Origin of the sequence: Acinetobacter sp. WY4 (genome assembly GCF_018438165.1) — a bacterium.
GTDB lineage: Bacteria > Pseudomonadota > Gammaproteobacteria > Pseudomonadales > Moraxellaceae > Acinetobacter.
The window spans coordinates 127,709-150,059 of record NZ_CP053947.1 but is presented as its reverse complement, the minus strand read 5'-3'; the positions used below and the strand labels follow the sequence as shown (position 1 = coordinate 150,059).

General features: G+C 44.1%; 25 protein-coding genes. 9 read left to right on the top strand and 16 right to left on the bottom strand.

Annotation, left to right across the window (positions count from 1 at the left end; all coding sequences use genetic code 11):
• Positions 1-43 precede the first annotated feature (43 nt).
• The 8 genes from purF to G4D73_RS00635 form a co-directional block, all read right to left on the bottom strand.
• Complete coding sequence (gene purF / locus G4D73_RS00670; RefSeq protein WP_114541762.1) at positions 44-1,579, bottom strand: amidophosphoribosyltransferase; 1,536 nt, start codon at positions 1,577-1,579, stop codon at positions 44-46.
• 24 nt (positions 1,580-1,603) lie between these two features.
• Positions 1,604-2,185, bottom strand: coding sequence for a CvpA family protein (locus tag G4D73_RS00665; protein ID WP_213687132.1), 582 nt, complete (start codon positions 2,183-2,185; stop codon positions 1,604-1,606).
• A gap of 5 nt (positions 2,186-2,190) precedes the next feature.
• On the bottom strand, positions 2,191-3,192 hold the full coding sequence (locus G4D73_RS00660; RefSeq protein ID WP_213687131.1) for a quinone-dependent dihydroorotate dehydrogenase: 1,002 nt from the start codon (positions 3,190-3,192) through the stop codon (positions 2,191-2,193).
• Positions 3,193-3,282: 90 nt separating this feature from the next.
• Positions 3,283-3,762, bottom strand: coding sequence for a type II secretion system protein GspM (gene gspM, locus G4D73_RS00655; protein WP_004280088.1), 480 nt, complete (start codon positions 3,760-3,762; stop codon positions 3,283-3,285).
• Positions 3,762-4,901, bottom strand: coding sequence for a type II secretion system protein GspL (gene gspL / locus G4D73_RS00650; protein ID WP_180086739.1), 1,140 nt, complete (start codon positions 4,899-4,901; stop codon positions 3,762-3,764). Before gspL ends, gspM begins: the two co-directional genes overlap by 1 nt.
• 30 nt (positions 4,902-4,931) lie before the next feature.
• Positions 4,932-5,387 carry a phosphoglycerate mutase family protein gene (locus G4D73_RS00645; RefSeq protein WP_005107300.1) on the bottom strand — a complete coding sequence of 152 codons (456 nt, stop codon included), beginning with the start codon at positions 5,385-5,387 and terminating at the stop codon, positions 4,932-4,934.
• A 76-nt stretch (positions 5,388-5,463) separates the two neighbouring features.
• On the bottom strand, positions 5,464-6,537 hold the full coding sequence (locus G4D73_RS00640) for an NAD(P)H-dependent glycerol-3-phosphate dehydrogenase (protein WP_004280094.1): 1,074 nt from the start codon (positions 6,535-6,537) through the stop codon (positions 5,464-5,466).
• A 33-nt stretch (positions 6,538-6,570) separates the two neighbouring features.
• The gene (locus tag G4D73_RS00635) at positions 6,571-7,152 is read right to left on the bottom strand and encodes a nitroreductase family protein (RefSeq protein ID WP_044112675.1); all 582 of its coding nucleotides are present in this window, start codon (positions 7,150-7,152) and stop codon (positions 6,571-6,573) included.
• A gap of 259 nt (positions 7,153-7,411) precedes the next feature.
• Here G4D73_RS00635 and G4D73_RS00630 point away from each other — a divergent pair, with 259 nt between their 5' ends.
• Positions 7,412-7,792 (top strand): hypothetical protein, encoded by a 381-nt coding sequence (locus G4D73_RS00630; protein WP_004646604.1) that lies wholly within the window; start codon positions 7,412-7,414, stop codon positions 7,790-7,792.
• Between the two features lie 59 nt (positions 7,793-7,851).
• On the opposite strand, the gene rhlB is transcribed toward G4D73_RS00630, so the two are convergent.
• Together rhlB and G4D73_RS00620 are read right to left on the bottom strand one after the other, a co-directional pair.
• On the bottom strand, positions 7,852-9,003 hold the full coding sequence (gene rhlB / locus G4D73_RS00625; protein WP_004280098.1) for an ATP-dependent RNA helicase RhlB: 1,152 nt from the start codon (positions 9,001-9,003) through the stop codon (positions 7,852-7,854).
• A gap of 101 nt (positions 9,004-9,104) precedes the next feature.
• Positions 9,105-9,320 (bottom strand): cold-shock protein, encoded by a 216-nt coding sequence (locus tag G4D73_RS00620; RefSeq protein WP_004280099.1) that lies wholly within the window; start codon positions 9,318-9,320, stop codon positions 9,105-9,107.
• Positions 9,321-9,703: 383 nt separating this feature from the next.
• On the opposite strand from G4D73_RS00620, the gene G4D73_RS00615 reads away from it, so the two are divergent.
• The 5 genes from G4D73_RS00615 (at position 9,704) to G4D73_RS00595 (ending at position 12,458) form a co-directional block, all read left to right on the top strand.
• Entirely contained in the window at positions 9,704-9,937 is a 234-nt protein-coding gene (locus G4D73_RS00615; protein ID WP_213687130.1) for a sulfurtransferase TusA family protein, read from the top strand.
• A gap of 136 nt (positions 9,938-10,073) precedes the next feature.
• Entirely contained in the window at positions 10,074-10,943 is an 870-nt protein-coding gene (rpoH, locus tag G4D73_RS00610; protein ID WP_004280101.1) for an RNA polymerase sigma factor RpoH, read from the top strand.
• 119 nt (positions 10,944-11,062) lie between these two features.
• Positions 11,063-11,428 (top strand): DUF423 domain-containing protein, encoded by a 366-nt coding sequence (locus tag G4D73_RS00605; protein WP_004280103.1) that lies wholly within the window; start codon positions 11,063-11,065, stop codon positions 11,426-11,428.
• A gap of 35 nt (positions 11,429-11,463) precedes the next feature.
• Complete coding sequence (gene thiS / locus G4D73_RS00600; RefSeq protein ID WP_004280105.1) at positions 11,464-11,661, top strand: sulfur carrier protein ThiS; 198 nt, start codon at positions 11,464-11,466, stop codon at positions 11,659-11,661.
• A 14-nt stretch (positions 11,662-11,675) separates the two neighbouring features.
• Positions 11,676-12,458, top strand: a complete 783-nt coding sequence (locus G4D73_RS00595) for a thiazole synthase (protein ID WP_004646601.1) — start codon at positions 11,676-11,678, stop codon at positions 12,456-12,458.
• Between the two features lie 54 nt (positions 12,459-12,512).
• Here the strand turns inward: G4D73_RS00595 and G4D73_RS00590 are convergent, their stop codons facing one another.
• Positions 12,513-13,124, bottom strand: a complete 612-nt coding sequence (locus tag G4D73_RS00590; protein WP_004729975.1) for a glutathione binding-like protein — start codon at positions 13,122-13,124, stop codon at positions 12,513-12,515.
• A gap of 217 nt (positions 13,125-13,341) precedes the next feature.
• Between G4D73_RS00590 and G4D73_RS00585 the strand changes: the two genes are divergently transcribed.
• Positions 13,342-14,787, top strand: a complete 1,446-nt coding sequence (locus G4D73_RS00585) for a SulP family inorganic anion transporter (protein WP_180086738.1) — start codon at positions 13,342-13,344, stop codon at positions 14,785-14,787.
• A 151-nt stretch (positions 14,788-14,938) separates the two neighbouring features.
• Complete coding sequence (trmB, locus tag G4D73_RS00580; RefSeq protein WP_213687129.1) at positions 14,939-15,655, top strand: tRNA (guanosine(46)-N7)-methyltransferase TrmB; 717 nt, start codon at positions 14,939-14,941, stop codon at positions 15,653-15,655.
• Between the two features lie 228 nt (positions 15,656-15,883).
• Here the strand turns inward: trmB and G4D73_RS00575 are convergent, their stop codons facing one another.
• The 5 genes from G4D73_RS00575 to G4D73_RS00555 form a co-directional block, all read right to left on the bottom strand.
• Positions 15,884-16,660 carry a Rossmann-like and DUF2520 domain-containing protein gene (locus G4D73_RS00575; protein WP_266100019.1) on the bottom strand — a complete coding sequence of 259 codons (777 nt, stop codon included), beginning with the start codon at positions 16,658-16,660 and terminating at the stop codon, positions 15,884-15,886.
• 83 nt (positions 16,661-16,743) lie between these two features.
• Positions 16,744-17,541, bottom strand: coding sequence for a thioesterase family protein (locus G4D73_RS00570; RefSeq protein ID WP_004280113.1), 798 nt, complete (start codon positions 17,539-17,541; stop codon positions 16,744-16,746).
• 62 nt (positions 17,542-17,603) lie between these two features.
• Entirely contained in the window at positions 17,604-18,272 is a 669-nt protein-coding gene (locus G4D73_RS00565; RefSeq protein WP_213687127.1) for a class I SAM-dependent methyltransferase, read from the bottom strand.
• 309 nt (positions 18,273-18,581) lie between these two features.
• The gene (locus G4D73_RS00560) at positions 18,582-20,270 is read right to left on the bottom strand and encodes an AMP-binding protein (protein WP_213687126.1); all 1,689 of its coding nucleotides are present in this window, start codon (positions 20,268-20,270) and stop codon (positions 18,582-18,584) included.
• 98 nt (positions 20,271-20,368) lie between these two features.
• Positions 20,369-21,004, bottom strand: a complete 636-nt coding sequence (locus G4D73_RS00555; protein WP_213687125.1) for a TetR/AcrR family transcriptional regulator — start codon at positions 21,002-21,004, stop codon at positions 20,369-20,371.
• A gap of 148 nt (positions 21,005-21,152) precedes the next feature.
• Here G4D73_RS00555 and G4D73_RS00550 point away from each other — a divergent pair, with 148 nt between their 5' ends.
• Complete coding sequence (locus G4D73_RS00550) at positions 21,153-22,325, top strand: isovaleryl-CoA dehydrogenase (protein ID WP_004646592.1); 1,173 nt, start codon at positions 21,153-21,155, stop codon at positions 22,323-22,325.
• Positions 22,326-22,351: the final 26 nt, after the last annotated feature.

Here is a 22,351-nt window from a genome sequence, read left to right as displayed (position 1 = left end):
AAAAAGCGGGAAATTCCCGCTTTTTCATGATGATTTTAACTACTTAGACTTCGCGTACACCAGTCAAATCCACTGAGGCTGCATCAATATTGACATCAATATAATTGCTTTCTTTCATGGCACTGTCACTACGTTTTTGCTGTAGGTCATCCAGATATTGCGCATCAATGCCACCCGAAACATAGATGCCATCAAACACTGAACAATCAAAGTCTTTGACGTCCGGCACCTTGGTGGTTCTTACCGCATCTTTCAAATCTTCCAGATCCTGAAAAATCAGACGGTCAGCACCAATAATTTCACGGATTTCTTCCACGCTACGTTCCGATGCAATCAGCTCAGATTTCGCCGGCATATCAATACCATAAACGTTTGGATATTTCACCATCGGTGCTGCAGAAGCAAAGAATACTTTTTTCGCGCCAGAATCACGAGCCATCTGGATAATTTCATTACAGGTTGTACCACGGACAATCGAGTCATCCACCAACAGTACATTTTTACCTTTAAACTCAAGCTCAACCGGGTTCAGTTTCTGACGTACCGATTTTTTACGCAGCTGCTGACCAGGCATAATGAAGGTACGACCAATGTAACGGTTTTTCATGAAACCTTCACGGAATTTCACACCCAGCATATTGGCAAGTTCCAATGCAGAAGTACGTGAAGTATCCGGAATCGGAATCACCACATCAATATCATGCTCTTCACCCCACTCGCGCAGAATCTTTTGCGCCAGCTTCTCACCCATTTTTAAACGTGCTTTATACACCGAGATTCCATCAATGATGGCATCTGGACGGGCAAAATAAACATATTCAAAAATACAAGGACGGTATTCAGCATTCACTGCACATTGCTTGGTGAAGAAGTTACCTTCTAAATCAATAAATATCGCTTCACCAGGCAAAATATCACGCTCAACTTTAAAGCCCAGCGCAGTAATCGCAACCGACTCAGAAGCAATGATATACTCCATACCCTGTTCAGTTTCACGCGAACCGTAGATCAATGGACGAATACCATTTGGATCACGGAAGCCTACCAGACCCTGACCGGTAATCATCGCCACCACGCCATAAGCACCTTTACAACGCTCATGCACACGTGTTACCGCATGGAAAATATCTTCCGACGTCGGTACCAGTTTGCCATGTTTTTGCAGTTCATGCGCAAACACGTTTAACAGGACTTCTGAATCAGAATCAGTGTTCATATGACGCAAGTCAGTTTTGAACAGGTCATCATGAATTTCTTCGGCATTGGTCAGGTTACCATTATGTGCTAAGGTAATCCCGTACGGTGAGTTCACATAAAACGGCTGTGCTTCAGCACTGCTCGATGAACCGGCTGTTGGATAACGCACATGACCAATACCGTAATTTCCTTTCAAAGCACGCATATGACGAGTATGGAATACATCACGCACCATGCCGTTGTCTTTGCGCAGGAATAAACGTCCTTCATCACATGTCACGATCCCAGCTGCATCTTGTCCACGATGTTGTAACATCGTTAATGCATCAAACAACATTTGGTTAACGGGTGATTTACCAGCTATACCAACTACTCCACACATAGCAACCTCGCAGACAAGCTAGGATTAATAAAAAGGATTATTTGTAGACTCATCTGCAGCTCCAGACTTGGGCGATGTTTCAGATGATGAAGCTGAAGGTTTCGATGTCCCTTCAGGCTTGATATGTTGTAGTGCGCCATTCGCGGCTTCTTTCGACATTTGAGTCGCCCAAGGCGCATAAGGCAATAAGGCTTGAATAAACTTGGACTGTTTCCAGTGAGGTGAGCTTTCTACCCACGGGCCAATTCCCTGCATGGTAATCAGAACAATCAGCAAACCTTTCAGGCTACCAAAGACACCACCCGCCAGACGGTTAAGAGGACCCAGTTTAAGACTCTTTAAAATACGGTTCAACAGTGCAGTAACGATCCAGGTCAGAACTACAATCAGCAGGACGATAAAAGCGAAGGCCGCAATCTTTTGTACGACTGGATCTGTACTCAGAGCAACCATAGACGGCGCAAGTAGCGTTGAATATTTTGCCGCAACAATCAGGGCAAAGATCCATCCCACTAAGTTCGCAAAGGCTTTAATAAATCCTTGACGCAAACCGTTGAGCCCTCCAATGAGCAAGATAATCAGTAGAAAGATATCAATGGCATTCATAGGATTTAAAGTGCGTCTACACAATCTTTTACAAGTTTAGGTCCGGTATAGATGAGGCCACTATAAACTTGTACAAGGTTGGCGCCTGCCTGTTTCTTGGCAGCAGCATCTGCACCTGAAAGAATACCACCCACACCAATCAATGGAATTTGTCCTTTTAATACCGCAGCAAATGCAGCCAGACATGCGGTACTTTTCTCAAATACCGGCGCGCCAGACAAACCGCCCGCTTCTTCTGCATGCTCCAGACCCTCTACACCTTCACGCGACAGTGTGGTATTGGTCACGATCAGACCATCGATCTTGAATTGCAATAACTGTTTGGCAATAAAGGTAATATCGCTGTTATCCAGATCAGGCGCCACTTTGAGTACCAAAGGTACATAATGCTGGTATTCCTGAGCCAATTCAAGTTGACGGTTTTTCAGCGTTTCCAGCAGTTCGGTAAGTGCATCACCACTTTGCAGGCTGCGCAGGTTTTTGGTATTGGGAGAAGAAATGTTGACGGTAATATAAGAAGCATAATTATAGACTTTTTCTAAACAGATGAGGTAATCATCTACTGCTTTTTCTACCGGAGTATCAGCGTTTTTACCGATATTAATACCGAGAATGCCTTTAAATTTGGCCGCTTTGACATTTTCAACCAGCTGATCCACGCCATCATTATTAAAGCCCATACGGTTAATAATGGCTTTGGCCTGTGGCAAACGGAATAAACGCGGATGAGGATTGCCGGCTTGCGGTCGCGGGGTAATGGTACCAATTTCAATAAAACCAAAACCTTGACCGGCAAGGGCGTCAATATAGGCACCATTTTTGTCCAAACCTGCCGCAAGACCTACCGGATTGGGAAATTCGATTCCCATACAGGTCACAGGTTTCGCAGCAACGTTTTGACGCATCAAGCCCATTTTATGGGATGATTTCAATAGTGATAATGTCAGCTCATGTGCACGCTCTGGTGCTAAAGAAAACAACAAAGGGCGGGCTAGAGAATACAACATATCCAGAAAAGTCTACTGCTTTTTAAGTCGGCATATTATAGGCATAGGCTGACAAAAAAACCATGCTTTGCAAATCTTTATTTTTACCGTTTATTGTATGGTCGCCGTTAATTTAATCTGTCCTGCCTCATTATTTAGTTCCATTTTCTCGATACTTAGCCCCATTTGTGCCAGCTGAGTCAGGAAATTTGCCAGTACTGCATAATTTTCATGCATGACCGCCAATTGAATTTTTCCTTCCATTTGCTGGGAAGCCACCGACAATCCTTGCTGCTGTGCGACTCGCTGTACTTTCTCCGCTGCATCCAGTTGGGTGTCCCCAGCCGGTTTCATGGTTACTGCATTACTTTGCATCCAAACAATGGTATCTTTCAGCTGATTTAAGCGTTTTTGCTGGGTATCTGCCGCCTGATGCATATACCAGAGTGCAGAACCGACTGCCGCCACAATCACAAAAACAGTGGTAAAAATCACCATTACCCGTTCACGTACCGACAAGCTGTCCAGATAATCACTCAGTTTTTCAAAAGACTGATCCATACGATTTTGTAGCGCTTCAATGCCTTTCATTATTGAATCCTCACCAGTCCGATCGCAGCTGTTCCGCTGGCCTGAATATTCCCCAGCTCCACCTTAAAGCCTTGCTGGCTTAATTGTGTGGTCAGTGCATTTAACGTTTCTGATGAATTGGCCTTAAGCTCCATACTTAACACAGAAGCATCATAATTCACCCGTTGTGCCACAATCTGATTTTGCATCAAGACTGGCCCCACCCGACTAATCAGCTGCAATGCATGCGTATCTGCAATCTGGCTTTGACGCAACTGCCCTTCAAACTGACTTTTGATATTCTGCTCAGTGACCGGATAATTTTGTCCAAACCAGTATTTAAACTGGTCGATGGCTTGCGCGGCGGTCTGATTCGCCACTTTCTTATATTGATACCAGCGCACAGCATCATAACTAAACTGCAATACTAAAATACCCAGAAAAACCGCCGCGCAGGCTTTCCAGTAGCCGGAAATAGCGCCATTGGATTTTGCTTTAGGCAAGACATTAAACGGATGCTGTTTCGGTTTTTTCAGTACAGGAATTCCATATTGGAAAGACTCCAGTTGCTCCTGAGTGACCAGTGCTTCAAGACTACGCAACTGCTCCTGATTCAGATTGCTCACCTTATAGCTGAGATCCTTGGGCTGATAATCCAGATAAAGGCTTAGATCATCCAGCGACTGGCCGATATATTCCGACTCGCGCACCAGCAAACGTCCACCGATTTGCGCAATCACACGCTGATTGGCATCAGGAACCGGCAGCACCAAAAAGTCCGGTAACAAAGCTGCCAGCTTGACTGGGATCAGGCTTAAAGCATGTTGCAAGGTCTCAAGCGTAGAATTCGCAATCCCCATAATGCTGATCTGATCCGGCTGCTGAAAATGATGTAGCACTTTCATAGCATCTACCGGCAGCACCACGTATTCTTCGAGCAAATATTTAATGCCATCATTACCCATTTTCTTATATTGGCTCTTGGGCAAGGTCTGCTGCAAAATTTGCACATGACGGCTCGGGAAAAATACTACCGCCTCTTCGCCATGATGAGCCTGTATATCCTGAATCAGCTGCTCAAGTGTGTCCGCAGTGTTCCAGAATTCCCCAGTTGACCATTGCCAAACCCCATTGGCTTCTGGCATCCATAAATACAACATCAATTGTGTTCTGCCATTTTAATTAATTTTTTATAGTGTAGGAATAAAACTTTTAATCTGTGTGGATAAGCCCGGGGCAATCACCGCCTGATCATAAATACGTGCTTCTGCCAATGCATAGGGATGAAAAGATTCAGCCAGCAGAATGGAAGACATATGAGCCACCACATTCATATGACACACCACTACAATCGACTCATAAGGCAGTTGCGATAACCATTCCACTGCGACTTTGGCATCATCATCCGGTTTGATCGTATTACAGATCACCACCGGCACATCTTTAAAATACTGCTGCAAATGTGCCAGAGTTTCCTGCGCTCGCAACAACGGACTGACCACAAACACTTCAGGCTTAATCAGATCCTTTAAGAACTGCGCAGTTTGTTCAGCCTGTTGATGACCACGCTCCGTTAAAGGTCGCTTGGTGTCATTACCATTGATCGGTGGCGCGGCCTCGCCATGTCGAACTAAAGTCAGTTGCATTTGATTTCCTTATATTCTTTTGCCTGCATGATAAGCAGCGAATATGACAATTCGCAGACAGTCCCTGTGTTATAGATCAGACTTGATGATGTGGCAAGACAAATTCAACATCACTGCGATGACCGTTTTTCATCAATGACAATGCAATATTGAGTGGCGGCGCACCTTCAAAAATCACATCATACAAGGCCGAGGTAATCGGCATATACACATCGAGCTCTTCCGAACGTGCCTTGACCTGTACAATGGTATTAATCCCTTCTGCCGTTTGCCCCAACTCAGTCGTTGCCTGCTCCAAGGTTTTACCTTTACCAAGCGCATAACCCACCTGATAATTACGGCTAAGAGGGCTGCTACAGGTAGCGAACAAATCACCCACACCTGAAAGCCCAAGGAAAGTCAGCGGATTAGCACCGAGTTTTACTGCAAAACGGCTCATTTCGGCCAAAGCACGGGTCAGGATCATACTCTTGGTATTTTCACCCACGTTATACGCAGCAGCCATGCCCATCGCGACAGCATAGATATTTTTTAATGCGCCCCCGAGTTCTACCCCATGCACATCATCACTAGCAAATACGCGGAACAAGGCACTATGTAGTGCTTGTTGTACGGCATAACGCACCAGCTCGGACTGACTGGCAATCACGGTTCCTGCCGGCTGTCCTGCCACAATTTCCTTGGCCAAGTTCGGTCCTGATAACACACCATAAGGCACTTCAGGCAACACTTCACGAATAATATCGCTCATGAAACTAAAGGTTTTGGCTTCAATACCCTTGGTCAGCGAGATCACGGCTTGTGACGTAATAAAAGGTTTGATTTGCTGCAAGACATCCCGGAAAGAATGGCTCGGAATAGCGACTAAAATAATATCGCGATCACGCACAGCCTGTTCCAGATCTGACACCGCCAGCAAATTTTCTTCTAACTTAAAATCTGGCAAATAGCGTTTATTGATATGCGTGGCATTAATATCTGCCGCAACTGCTTCGTCACGAATCCAGATCATGGTATTGCAACCATTACGCACTGCAGTATTTGCCATTGCAGTACCAAAACTGCCCCCACCCAATACTGTCACTCTTAAAGCTGTCTTATGATCAACTGCAACCGGTTCTACCAGTTTTGAGAAATTTAATTCTGACATCTTATTTTTTAATATCCTGTTATACCCTGCAAACTAGCTGTTCTGGTTCCAGTAACTGACAAAATCACCGGTTTGAATCTCTGCACGTGCTGGAATTGCTTTTGCTGCAGTGCCAATATAAATAATACCTGAGACCAGATCATCTTTTGAAATTCCCAATGCCTGCTTAAACAGGCCAGACTCGACTACAGCACCGCTACGCCACATGGTCGAGAAACCCTGAACCTGAAGTGACAACAGAAAATTCTGAATGGCTGCGCCTGAACTCAGGATTTGTTCAAAATGCGGAACTTTAGGATGATCCTGCAAACGCGTTAAGGCAAGCACCAATAAAGGCGCACGAAATGGATGATTCTTGACCCGCTCAATCTGCGCTGTTTCAGTTTCACCCAAATCGACGAGCGCCTGCGACAGCAACCCTCCAAAAGCTTCACGCTGATTATCTGGAACCACCACAAATGTGGTCGGCTTGAGCCGATGATGATCGGGTGCAGTTAATGCCGCTTGAAAGGCTCTTTCCAGTTGTTCTGCATTGGGTGCGGGTGCCAGCAGATGACCAATCGATTGCCGTTGGTGAATATTTTGATGAACGATGTCAATCGCAGATTCCGTCATTGCCTTGTATATCTACACTTAAAAAACCATACTCAAGATTAGCATATTCAAAGAAAAATACGCTAGAAACTTCATAGCGATTCAGCACGCTCATCACAATTTGAAGATAAAGTTGCTTGGTTTTTCAATCCTGTGCTGCTCTATTTTTCACCTAACTCACATAGAGCTATACCAAAAATTGCCAAACCTATACAACAGCTACAAAATCTGCGCTGCTTGCTGTGTTGAAATATTCAGCATCGTATTTACTTGAGATTTCATGATGAAAAAAACAATCGCTTTCAGCGGATTAGCTATTTCCGCATTATTGCTTACTGCTTGTGCCTCAAACCCGACTGCATTGGCAGTGCAAAAGGAAAATAACCAGTACGAAGTGACCGGATTAGGTAAAAATCAACTGACCTCGAAAAACAACGCGATTACTGCGGCCAATAAAGCCTGTGGCTCTCGATCAACCCCAATTATTGTGGATGAAAAGACAGCTTATAACGGCGCTTTAAAAGGCGTGGTCGATGAACAAACAGGTCAGATGATTCAGGCAGCGGCTACCGTTCTCGGGAATATCGCAGGTACCAATACCGGTTTAAACCAGAATGATGATTATCAGACAGTGCTTACATTTCGCTGTCAGGCCAAATAAGCCTAAACCACAGCGCAATAAAAAACCGCTCTTCAAGAGCGGTTTTTCTATGGTCTGGATTAGCAGTAACCTTCCAGGCGGGTCAAAGGCAATTTTTGCCCAATGGCTTTTTCAATTTCTGGCAGATAGAACGCATCATCTTCTGCAAGGAAACTGATACTCACACCACTGGTTCCCGCACGACCGGTACGGCCAATACGATGCACATAATCATCCGACTGTTCCGGCAAGGTGAAGTTCACTACATGCGATACACCATCAACATGGATGCCACGACCTGCAACATCTGTTGCAATCATGATGTTATGTTTACCATTTTTGAACTGGTCCAGCATTTTCAGGCGTTTGTCCTGAGCAATTTCGCCCGACAACATCACCACCTTATAACCATCACGTTTTAAATGATCATAAAGTTTGCGCACCTGATCACGACGGTTGGCAAAAATCATGACTTTTTCAATCGGCTCATCACGCAGAATTTCTTGCAACAATTTATATTTGTCCGCCTTGGCGACCATATAAACCCGTTGTTCGACATCGGCATTGGTTTTCTTTTCCGGTTCAATTTCAACTGTGACCGGTTCAAATAACCATTGTTGTGCAAGATTCAGCACATCGTAGCTGAAAGTTGCAGAGAACATTAAAGTCTGACGTTGTTCTTTACGCGGCGAGAAACGCACAATGCGCTTTACTGAAGGAATAAAGCCCATATCTAGTAAGCGGTCGGCTTCATCAATGACCAAAAATTCAATCTGATCCAGCCAGACTTCTTTTTGTTCTACAAAATCGATCAAACGACCCGGTGTAGCCACCATAATATCGACAGGCGCTTTATTAAGCTGGTTCTTTTGCTTGTCAAAATCCACACCACCCAGCAAGGTCACCACATTGAGACCAGCATATTTCGCCAGATCCTGTGCATCGCTTTCGATCTGTAACGCCAGTTCACGGGTCGGTGCCAAAATCAGCGCACGTGGCTCACCACGATAGCGTTGTTCCTGAATCGGATTATTTAACAGATCATTCATGATACTAATTAAAAAGGCAGCAGTTTTGCCTGTACCTGTCTGTGCACGGCCAATGGCATCATGTCCTGCCAGCGTGAATTTCAAAACCTTCTGCTGGATAGGCGTCATGGTGGTAAAGCCTAAAGCATCAATCGCTTTTTTTAGATTGGGATGTAAATTTAAGGTTTCAAAACCAGATGACATAAAGCGGTGCTCTAATTGGGTAATCACTAAGATAGGGATAGTATAAACAAAAAACGCCCCAAGTTATATTGGAGCGTTTTCTTTTTAGCTTAATCCGAAGATTAGTCTAATGGTTGAACTTCTTCAGCTTGAAAGCCTTTTTGGCCTTTAACAACACTGAATTCAACACGTTGGCCGTCACGAAGTGAACGGTGACCGTCACCTTGGATAGCACGGAAATGAACGAATACGTCATCGCCGCCGTTACGTTGAATAAAGCCGAAGCCTTTAGTATCGTTAAACCACTTAACTACGCCTTGTTCGCGAGCAGCTGTCATAAGTTAATCCTCATTGAAACTAAAAGAAGGACCACCCGGTGTTGCAAACAGCAGAGCAAACAAGTTTGAAAATATTATTTTTAAGCTTGTAATCATTCTGTAAAACTATCAACAAAATCCCGGTTACATCCATTTATGTAATAGGGTGAAAAACAATCACTTTGTTTATTCAAAGTCCCAAATACGCAACGAGCTTAACATGGGTTTATCACAATTAATAGATTTTTTTTAGCATGTTCTGTTTGATTTAGTTATTTTTTTCATGAAAATTGTCAAAAGACTTTATAAAGTCATTTAGATCTTCTTTCTTCTTAAACCAGTTTGGTTCTGGCATCATATTTGCTACTATTTATAGCCTTTTCTGCTATCTAAATGAAACCGCAATGTTCGAAGATCCAGCGCAATTCAGCCTTATAGACGCCATGGGAAAGCCGTGCCCGATGCCGCTATTAATGTTAAAGCGCGCACTAAAGGCCGGGAATCAGAAAACATTCCTGCTGAAATCATCTGATCCGCATAGCCAGACAGATGTCAGCCGCTATTGTCAGCTACATCAGCTCAAGCTCGAATTTAAAAAAATTTCTGATACAGAGTTTCACTACTTAATTGAATCTTAAAAATTTTCAATTAAACTGTTGATCTTCACTTTCGTATACTTTTTTACATTTCTCTACCCAAATATCCATTATTTGCGGAGAGATTGGATTAAGATAAAACCTAGTTTAGGGTTATCCCGCACTTCAAGGAGAACACATGAGTGACAGCCGCAATCAGTTAATGCCCCTGTCATTATCGGCGCCAGGTGTCAACCTCGGTGCTTATATCAGCACTGTCAATCAGATTCCGATTTTAACGGCCGAACAAGAAAAAGAGTTGGCTGAACGCTATTATTATGACCAAGATTTAGATGCAGCGAAAATGCTGGTCATGTCGCATTTGCGTTTTGTAGTACATATTGCGCGTAGTTATGCAGGGTATGGTTTGCCACAAGGCGACCTGATTCAGGAAGGTAACCTGGGCCTGATGAAAGCTGTAAAACGTTTCGACCCGAATATGGGCGTACGTTTGGTGTCATTTGCCGTGCACTGGATCAAGGCGGAAATTCACGAATACGTGATCCGTAACTGGCGTATTGTGAAAATCGCCACCACTAAAGCGCAACGTAAACTGTTCTTTAATCTGCGCAGCCTGAAGAAATCATCGAAAAAGTTGACGCTCGCAGAAGCACAGTCGATTGCCAATGACTTAAATGTCACACCAGAACAAGTACTGGAAATGGAAGGCCGTCTGACGGCGTATGATGCGGCTTTTGATGCATCAAGCGATGACGATGATGAAGGTTCCACCCATGTGGCACCCGCTTTATATCTTGAAGATAACCGTTATGACCCGGCCCGTCTGATTGAAAATGAAGACTATGAGGAGCAAAGCACCTCTGCCCTGCACGAAGCCATGGATCAGCTAGATGATCGTTCACGGAATATTCTGCAGCGTCGCTGGCTAGATGACGAGAAATCGACCCTGCATGAGCTTGCAGCCGAATATAATGTTTCTGCGGAACGTATTCGTCAGCTGGAAAAAAATGCCATGGAAAAAATTAAAGTGGCGATGTCATCCAATTAATACCAAATTCTGTTACTGATTTACCTCGAAAAAGCCTTCTTTGATGAAGGCTTTTTTATGTCCACATTTTGAATTTATGCTAAGGTTGAGCGCAAACTTTATCAGGAAGATCAATTCAAATGTGGATTGCGATTTCAGCACTTAATTTGGCACTTGCAGTCATGCTCGGTGCTTTTGGTGCACATGGTTTAAAAGCGCGGGCGACTGAAGCACAGCTCGGCTGGTGGCAAACGGCAACGGATTATTTTTTCTATCATGCCTTAGGACTACTGATTCTTTCTTTACTGGCGAAAGTCATCCCTGCATTGCCCATTCAATGGAGCTTCGGTCTGATTCAGGTCGGCATTTTACTGTTTTCTGGCTCACTGTATATCATGGCCTTAGGATTACCCCGCGGTTTAGGTGCTATTACGCCCATCGGCGGGGCTTTAATGATTGCCGGATGGTTAATTCTGGCCTGGAATGCTTTAAAATACGCCAGATAAGTTTGAACAACACTTAATCATGGAGGGTTGCTAGAATGATGATTTACATCAATGGCGAACAACAGGAAACTCACTGCAAGAATCTGCTGGAACTGATTCAGAGTATGGCGCTTGAGGGTAAGCGTTTTGCAGTTGAAGTCAATGAAATGATTATTCCTAAAAGCAGATTGGGCGATACGCCAATTTGCGATACAGACAAAATAGAAATTATTCACGCGGTCGGTGGCGGCTAATACTCGGGACAATTATGCAAGATTTATTACAGATTGGTTCACGCCAATTCCAGTCACGCCTTTTGGTAGGCACGGGCAAATACAAAGATTTAAATGAAACTCAGCAGGCCATTGAAACCAGTGGTGCAGAGATTGTCACTGTCGCTATTCGCCGGGTCAATATTGGCCAAGATCCTGACCAGCCGAATCTGCTATCAGTGATTCCTCCGGAAAAATATACCATTTTGCCGAATACTGCAGGTTGCTTCGATGCCAATAGTGCCGTCCGCACCTGTATGCTGGCGCGTGAGTTGCTCGATGGCCACAATCTGGTCAAACTTGAAGTTTTAGGTGATGAAAAAACGCTTTATCCAAACGTGACTGAAACATTGAAAGCCGCTCGCACCTTGATTGACGATGGCTTTGAGATCATGGTTTATACCTCGGATGATCCGATCGTGGCGCAAGAGCTGGAAAGCATGGGCTGTGTCGCGATTATGCCACTGGGTAGCCTGATTGGTTCTGGTCTGGGCATTCTGAATCCACACACCCTGTCAATCATCAAGGAAAATGCCAAAGTGCCGGTTCTGGTCGATGCCGGTGTCGGTACAGCCAGTGATGCTGCGATTGCGATGGAACTGGGCTGTGACGGCGTACTCATGAATACAGCGATTGCGGCAGCGCAAAATCCGGTCTTGATGGCATCTGCGATGAAAAAAGCCGTTGAAGCAGGCCGAGAAGCTTTTCTTGCAGGCCGTATGCCGCGCAAGCGTATGGCCAATGCCAGCTCGCCGGAAACCGGCTATTTCTTTAAATAAATTTTCATCAACAAAAATAAAGGACTCAATTGAGTCCTTTATTTTTTCCAGTAATTAAGGAATCAGACCTTCATCACGCATGGCAATCTGTACAGACTGACGTTCTGCCACCTTATTACGGATATGAATAATATTTTTATATGGACTCAGATCATGCTCAATCTGGTTCGACCAGTTGGTCAAGACAAACAGATAAGCATCCGCAGGGCCAAAGTTATCATCCACCAGATAATCATTGTCCGATTCACCGATAGCTTTATCGATATAACTCAATAGTCGATCAATCTCCGCATAGGCTTTTTTCTTTTCATCGTCGGATAACTTGCCACCGAAGAACACCGCATAGGCATCATGTAGTTCAGAGTTCAGATAACCTAACCATTCCAGCACTTTGGCACGTCCCATGCCCGATGGTGGAATCAAATCTTGTTTTGGATCGTGTTGAGCAAGAAACGGTAGAATTGCAACATTTTCTGTCAGGATCAGACCAGGGTTAATTTCTAACGCTGGTACATAGCCTTTAGGATTAACTTCGTAATAATCCGTACCTTTTTCTGTTTTATGTGTTTTTAAATCAACACGTTCCAAATCAAAATCGACATTAATTTCATTTAAAATAATATGTGCTGCCAGTGAGCAGGCACCTGGCGAATAGTAAAGCTTCATTTCTGATCCTTGTTATACACTTCTCAATGTTTTAAATCGCTTCTGACAAACTTTCAAGTGATCAAACCTGTAAATTGCAAAAAAGCGTAACTGTCATTTTGGGGCAGTTACTCATTCAATATTCAGGATATTCCGGGCTTTTGCAAGTCAATCTTGTGTAGATTTTTATCTCTATCTGTTTAACATACACAGGTTTTCAAAATATAGATGATATTTCGTGATTAGCCTGAAAAAAGAAGAATGGTTTTCTAATATCCGCACAGATGTACTGGCAGGTCTGGTGGTGGGACTTGCCCTGATTCCTGAATCAATTGCCTTCTCTGCCATTGCCGGTGTTGATCCGCAAGTCGGTTTGTATGCCTCTTTCTGCATTGCAGTATCCATTGCCTTTTTTGGCGGCCGTCCTGCCATGATCTCTGCGGCTACAGGTGCTATGGCGCTTTTGATGATTACCTTGGTAAAAGAACATGGTCTGCAATATCTGTTGGCTGCCACAATTCTGACCGGTATCATTCAGGTCATTGCCGGTTATTTTAAAGTCGCTAAATTAATGCGCTTTGTATCGCAGGCTGTGGTCTATGGATTTTTAAATGCCTTGGCGATCCTGATATTTGTGGCACAAATCCCGGAAATTAACCGGATGGATAGCACCGGTTATCTGTTTATTGCGATTGGTCTGGCGATTATTTATCTGTTTCCTTATATCCCTAAAATCGGTAAAGCCATTCCCTCACCTTTAATCTGTATTATAGTTTTAAGTGGGCTAGCGCTGTTGTTGGGTGCAGATATGCGTACCGTGAGCGATCTGGGGCAATTCCCGGATACTTTGCCAGTATTCCTGATTCCAGAAATTCCACTCAATCTGGAAACCTTGCAAATTATCCTGCCTTATTCCTTTACCTTGGCAACTGTCGGTTTGCTGGAAAGCATGATGACCACTACGGTCATTGATGAAGTGACTGGAACTGAAGGTGACCGGCATCAGGAATGTCGTGGTCAGGGTATGGCCAATATTGTCAGCGGCTTTATGGGCGGGATGGCCGGTTGTGCCATGATCGGCCAGTCAATTATCAATGTGTCTTCAGGGGCACGTACCCGTTTATCGACTCTGGTCGCTGGTGTGTTTCTACTCTGTCTAGTGGTTTTTTTGAAAGACTGGCTGGCTTATATCCCAATGGCAGCGCTGGTTGCGATCATGATTATGGTGGCATTTACCACCTTTCAATGGGGAGCAATCAAGCAATTCAGCAAACATCCGCTAGAATTTAATACCGTGATGATTGCCGTGATTATTGTCGTGCTTGCCACTCATAATCTGGCGCTTGGTGTATTTGTCGGCGTATTGCTCTCTGCCCTGTTCTTTATTAATAAACTGGAAAGAACTATACATGTCTATACGTATTTAAATACGGTCAATTCACGTAGCTATATTATTTCCGGACAGATATTCTTCAGCAGTACAGAAAAATTCTATCAGTTCTTTGATTTTAAGGAAAAACTTGAGCATGTCGAACTGGATTTAACCCACGCGCATATCTGGGATGTGACCTCAGTGAACATGTTGAATAATGTGATCCAGAAATTTAAAGCCCAAAATATAGACGTAACAGTGATCGGTTTAAATGAAGCCAGCAGTACACTGATTGACCGGTTTAGTAGCTGATGAACGGTGATTAATAAAAGAGCCTCAATTGGCTCTTTTATTTTATCTGGAAGATCTCGCCAATTTTTATGGAGAAATACCGAGAAAAGTTTGACTTGCTCGGCTCAGGACTTAAAATACCGCATTCTGAATTTTTAGATTTGCCAAAGTTATGTCGAACGATCAATTAGACCAGCAAGTCGTGGAGCTGGAAAACTTAAGCGAGCACCGTGAAATCGTGACGTTTATGCGCCGCTCAATGCCGTTAAACACCTCTCAACGTACTGCGCTTGAACAATATGGTCACTTAATTTTGGAATATCCAGTGGGTGATTTGCGTCAGCACTTTGAACATCCAGAGCACCCTTTGACTGTAGAAATCGGTTTTGGGATGGGCCGTTCACTGGTATTGATGGCCAAAGCCAATCCTGAGCGTAACTTTGTCGGGATTGAAGTGCATGTACCGGGTATTGCGCAATGCATTTACGAAGCAGGTGTTGAAGGCCTAACGAATTTACGTGTACTGGATGCAGATGCAATTCAGGTATTACGTGAAATGCCAGACAACAGTATCAATACTGTGCAATTGTACTTCCCTGATCCATGGCAGAAAAAGCGTCATTTTAAACGCCGTTTTGTTTCGCATGACCGTATGCCACTGGTGGAGCAAAAGCTGGAGCTTGGCGGAACTTTCCATGCTGCAACGGACTGGGAACCGTATGCAGAGTGGATGATTGAAGTATTGGAAGAACGTCCACGACTGGAAAATCTGGCGGGCAAAGGCAACAGCTACCCTCGTCCAGAATGGCGTCCGCAAACCAAGTTTGAACGTCGCGGGATTGAAGCCGGTCACAAGATTAATGATTTTATCTTCAAGAAAATTTCTTAATCCAAGATTCAAAAAAAGCGCTGATTAATCAGCGCTTTTTTATGGGAGAAATTTTGCAATCCACTTATATATAAAGACAAATGCACCCGAAATAACACTTAAGAAGAAAAATAGATTTTCATCTTTATACTATTTCCATTTTTTATTATTTTTTCTTTTCATTTTTCACCAAAATTAAAGAGGAAAAAGAATTGAGTATTTTATTTTAGACTAAAAAATCCGGCTCTTTTATTTTCGATGACGTTCTAGGATTTGCTGGCTCAACAACTGATAGACATTTTGCAAATCTTCCCGCTGCATATTAGCTAACATCTGCTGATGCATATTCAAGATATTCTGATCACCACGCATCGCTGGGCCGGTCTGCATTTGTTTGGGATCATTCTGCGTGGCTTTACTGGCGGTTTCCAGCATCAAGGGATACAACAAACTAAAATCGACCTGTTGTGCATCAACCACCTGCTTGCCCATGTCATAACAATAATTGGCAAAGTTACAGGCAAATACCGCTGCAAGATGCAAACTGAGACGTTGACTAGAATTATAAGTATAAACACGATTGCTTAGGCTATTTGCCAGTTCTAATAACAGGATTTGGTCCTGTTCATTCTCCGCCTCAATAAATAGTGGCGTCTGCTGCCAATCAATCTGGCGTTCCAGACTAAAGGTCTGCAAAGGATAAAATACGCCTGCACGCGCATGCACATTTTTCAGTAAATCGAGATGGGTACTGCCAGAGGTATGTACGATCAGATTCTGCTGCAGATGCGGATGAATCTGTTCAATGACGCTGGCAATCGACTGATCACTGACCGCGATAATGACCAGATCCACCTCATGATCCAGCTGTTCAGGCTCAGCGATTGCCTGAGCTTTAAATTGCTCAGCCAGTTGCTGTGCTTTTTCTAGGGTTCGACTGTAGATCTGTACGATCTCATGTTGTGCTAACAATACAAGGGCAAGATGATATGCCACTCGCCCTGCCCCAATCATACTGATCCGCATCTTGTGCTGTTCCTGACTCATTGCGCACAGCATGCCAATAAATACAGATTGAGGCAATTGGCCTTGATGTTTTTGAATAGGCTTTAGAACTTTCGCAGGGTCAGAATCTGTTCACTTCGGCCAAAAGGTCCATGAACATCATGCAGAATCCCGCTAGTCAGACCGATACCATCTTCACCATATTGCTGCACCACTTCCAGTCCCAGCCATTTACCCTGCGGCAGACGGTGCATATGAATCTGCAGGTCCAGATTCGGAAATCCCCAACCGGAATTCGGGTCCTGACGTGGCACAATGCCATTGGCCGTATCGACCATACCGAGCAAACGACTAAAGTCTGTCGTCGGTTGACCTTCTACCATGTCCAGCGAATTTCTTAGCCAGACAATGCCCTTGCCTGCACGATGGTCAGCATGTGCCCGGGTTTCAATACTCTGGATATAACCGCCCGGCCAGCAGCGCATACCCTCCCAAACCGGTAAATATTCTGGACTTTCGATCGGAAAATCTTCCACTCCAGCAATGGCCGTGGTATTTGAAGTTAGCATTCTCCACGCGCGTGCCACGATACAGGTTTTACCATTGGCACACATTTCAGCTTCAACCAGTTCAATGGTTTTACCCGGACGGATCATGCGTGTGGTAATCGAAAATTCACCAAAGGCTATCAGGCCAAAAATATCCAGCCCGACCCGACCAATACGCATGTCAGCACGTGGCTGAAACTGTTCCAGTTCGACGCATAGAATACCGGTGGCTGGCGCCATGTGCTGCTCATGCGGATTCCACGCACCTTGTGCATGAATATTAGAACGGTAATAAGCCGTAGTACTGCCATCTGCATGCTGTTCGCGCTGAATAAAACTGTAATATGCCGACATTGTTTTAATACTTCCCTGAATATTCTCTTAAACTTTAGAATTTGCAAAAAGTTCTTTGATCTTTATTTTCTGAGCAAAAAGCCATGATAATTCATGATTTGACAATAAATTTTGCACTGTTTAAATCCGACTTTGGTTAAAAGTGCTGTAAAATTTTGCGCAGATAACAAGTGAAAATCCTGCTCCAAGCGTTCAATCATCTTGCTACTTTGCACCATGCTTAACCCTGTCTGCTGTGCCAGCTTCTGCATAATTTTGATGTCTTGCTGATCTTCGGGTTGCATCAGGTCATAGGTCAATGCAAGACCGTTGGTTTTAAGACACTGATGGATAGCCTGAAAAAATCCGTTTTTTTCGGAATTTGGAATGAAATGAGCCACCAGAATGGCCAATGCGGCATCGAAAGTATCCGGCTGATTCAAATCTTGAATCGTACTTTGGATGAATTGCACCCTTTGTCGATCTATAGAATTCAGATTTTTACTAGCCTGTTTCAGCATGGCTGCTGATGGATCAATTGCAGTAAAGGTCCAGTCTGGATGTTGCTCTAATAAATACGACAATTCATAACCTGTTCCGCAACCCACTATTAATATATGTGCGGTTTCTGGGAGTTCAGTGCTGAGAATTGCTTCAATCTGCTGATGCACCAGTTCATAACCGGGAATCAGTTTACGGATATGATCGTCATAACTGACGACCACGACTTCACTGTGAAAGTTTTTTGCCATATTTTTACTCTAAATCTATGCACGAATCTAAAACTCAGGCGGGTATTTAGATAGATTGAATATTTAAATTTTGTAGCTTGATCTTATTTACTGTTTTCTTGAAATTTGATCATAGACCCGGCGACATGGATGTCGCCATTTTGCTGAGGGACATGGAAGTCCCTTCAGCAAAATAAAGGGATTTTGCTTACTTTTGGCCCATCAAAAGTAAGAAAAGCCTAAACATTGATATCGAAACCGTTATACAAATGAAGGCAATGCATGCATTAAATACTGCTTTGCCCCATTTAAGAATCGCATCAATACAATTTAAGCAATCTCTTTCAAGTTCAGCTCTTCACGCATAAATTCACGCAATTTGAACTTCTGCGCCTTACCGGAAGCCGTCATTGGAAATTCCTGGAAGAAACGCACATAACGTGGCACTTTATTGTGAGAAATATGCTCCTTACAATACTGACGGATAGTTTCCTCAGTACACGGATCATTTTCATGCAGGATGATGCAAGCACAAAGTTCCTCACCATATTTATGGTCTGGCACACCGATCACCTGTACATCTGAAACGGCAGGATGGGTATAAAGGAAATCTTCGATTTCTTTCGGGAACAGGTTTTCTCCGCCACGAATGACGACATCCTTGATTCGACCCTTGATTTTCACAAAGCCTTCATCATCCATTTCAGCGATATCACCGGTATGCATCCAGCGTGCAGCATCAATCACTTCCTGAGTTTTGTCCTGGTCTTCCCAGTAACCGAGCATGACGGAATAACCGCGTACACATAGCTCGCCCAATTGACCGCGTGGCACCACCTTGCCATTTTCATCGACAATTTTAACTTCCAGATGCGGATGTACCCGGCCAACCGTACTAACACGTCGCTCGACACTGTCTGCCGTTGAGCTTTGTGCACTCACTGGCGCAGTTTCGGTCATGCCATAACAAATCGTGATTTCAGACATATGCATGCGTTCAATCACGCGCTGCATAATTTCCTGCGGACATGGACTACCCGCCATAATCCCGGTACGCAGACTGGACAGGTCAAATTCGTCAAACTGTTCATGCTCAAGAATGGCGATAAACATGGTTGGCACACCATAAGCCGCAGTACATTTTTCCTGCTGAATGGCTTTCAAGGTTTCCAGCGGATTAAACACGGCAGACGGATAAATCATGGCGGAACCATGCGTAATACAGGCCAGATTACCCATCACCATACCAAAGCAGTGAAATAAAGGAACTGAAATACAGACACGGTCTTCCGGACCTAAATGAATGGCTTCGCCGACAAAATAACCATTATTTAAAATATTATTATGGGTCAGCATGGTACCTTTCGGATTACCCGTAGTGCCGGAAGTAAACTGGATATTAATCGTTTCATCGAACTGCAATTCACTGGAGATCTGTTGCAGTTGTTCCAGCTCTTGTTCGCTAGGCGAGCTTAGTAAATCTTGAAAACGGTGGATGCCGGTATGATGCTGATCATCAATTTTAATCACATGCTTTAAATGCGGCAGGCGCTCTGCATTGAGGAATTTAATTTCAGTCTGCATCAGCTCAGGTGCAATTTTAGTCAGAATTTCCTGATAGTCTGTCGTTTTAAACTGCGCTGCAATCACCAGTCCCTTACAGGAGACTTTATTCAGCACATATTCAAGCTCGTTGCTTTTATAAGCTGGATTTAAATTCACCAGAATAATGCCTGCCTTGAAGGCTGCAAACTGGGTAATGGTCCATTCCACACAGTTCGGCGACCAGATCGCCAGACGGTCACCTTTTTGCATACCCAGTTTCAGCAGCTGACAGGCAAAGGCATTGACCTGATCCTGTAGCTGCCGGTAACTGAGGCGTATGTCCTGATGCAGACTCACCACTGCATCACGTTCTGCATACTGCTCGCAAGCCTGATCAAATTTTTCACCAATCGTCATGCCCAATAAAGGCTGACTGCTGGTTCCATAGGCATAGCTTAACCGTACTTGTGTCATTGAATCGATCTCCTTGATTCTTTGTAATTCTGATTTTCAACTTTACTAATTGTTTTATGACCACGACGACCTTGTCTGTGTACCGGTTTTTTGTGCGTTTATGCTTGTAAATTTTCCTCCTGTCCACGTACTGCGTTGACACAAAAATCGGCAATCTGTTTGACAAAGTGATCCTTATACTTCTGATCAAACATGACATTTCGGGACGGATTTAAAGGTTCAATTACGACAAAGGTCATGGCGCCAACCACGCCCAACGCTGCCGTATTCAAATCTTCAAATTCGAATTCTCCATTGACCTTTCCTTCGGCCAGAATTTCCTTAATGCTCTGCTTGAGCAGCTGCTTACTGCGAAAACGCTCATGTTCCATTTCCGGATCGACCGGTTCGAACATCAGTGAATACGCCAATTGGGGGCTATTCATGGCACGCTTGACAAAAGTTGTAACAGATTTTTGCAATTTCAGTTTTGGCGATAAATCTGACTCGGCAATATGGTTCAGAATTCCGACTTCATACTGAATCGCGGCCGACAAAACCTCAATTAAAATCTGGCTTTTGCTTTCGAAATATCGATAGACCAGCCCTGTAGAAACGCCTGCGCGTTCTGCAATCGCCTGAATCGATGCCTCCTTCAAGCCCCCTTGAATAATCAGTTCACGAGCAGATTCCAAAATCGACAGGCGATTTTGTTCCATTCGCTCCTGCATCAATGATGATCTTTTATAACTCATAAAATTAATCTCAACAAGATAAAATGAATTGTAAATCATTTTGTGAATATAGATTCACTTTTTTATTTTTTCGTTGTATGTTAAAACCACAAGCACAACAACAATGCTTTTTTGGACACAACAAATATAACCTCAGGATGGATGAAGAATGAATTTACAAAGCTTGGATTTCGGTTTGGATGAAACTCTAATAGCGCTTCGTGATTCAGTGGCCGCATTTTGCGCCAAAGAAATTACCCCAATTGCTCAACAGGTTGACCGTGACAACGAGTTCCCTGCTCACCTTTGGAAAAAATTTGGCGAGATGGGCCTGCTCGGGCTGACAGTCAGTGAGGAATATGGCGGTTCAAATTTTGGTTATCTGGCGCACATCATTGCCATGCAGGAAATTTCCCGTGCTTCTGCATCCATTGGGCTGTCCTATGGCGCACATTCTAACCTATGTGTAAACCAAATTAAGCGAAATGGTACTGAAGAACAGAAACAGCGTTATCTGCCTAAACTGATTTCAGGTGAATATGTCGGTGCCTTGGCAATGTCTGAACCGAATGCAGGCTCGGATGTGGTGAGCATGAAACTGAAAGCAGAAGACAAAGGCGATCACTACCTGTTGAATGGTTCAAAAATGTGGATCACCAATGGTGGCGATGCCGATGTCCTGGTGGTCTATGCAAAAACCGATTTGCAGGCCGGCGCCAAAGGCATGACCGCCTTTCTGGTTGAAAAAAATATGCCAGGTTTCAGTCATGGCACCCATTTGGACAAACTGGGTATGCGCGGTTCAAACACTTATCCGCTGTTTTTTGACAATGTCGAAGTACCCAAAGAAAACGTCATGGGCGGCGTCGGTAATGGCACCAAGGTCTTGATGAGTGGTCTGGACTATGAGCGTGCTGTATTGAGTGCTGGCCCACTGGGGATTATGGATGCCTGTATGGATACCGTGATTCCATATATTCATGACCGTAAACAGTTTGGTCAGGCGCTGGGCGAATTCCAGTTAATGCAAGGCAAAATTGCCGACATGTATTCGACCTGGCTAGCCTGTAAGGCACTGGTTTATGCGGTCGGTGCTGAATGTGACAAAGCTGAGCATAGCCGTAGCCTGCGTAAAGATGCTGCCAGTGCCATTTTATATGCTGCTGAAAAAGCGACTTGGATGGCGGGCGAAACCATTCAGACTTTAGGTGGTAACGGTTATATCAACGAGTTTGCTGCTGGCCGTTTATGGCGCGATGCCAAACTGTATGAAATTGGCGCTGGTACTTCAGAAATCCGCCGCATGTTGATTGGCCGTGAACTCTTCAACGAAACAGCCTAAACCTTAACACTTAGAATAAAACAAGG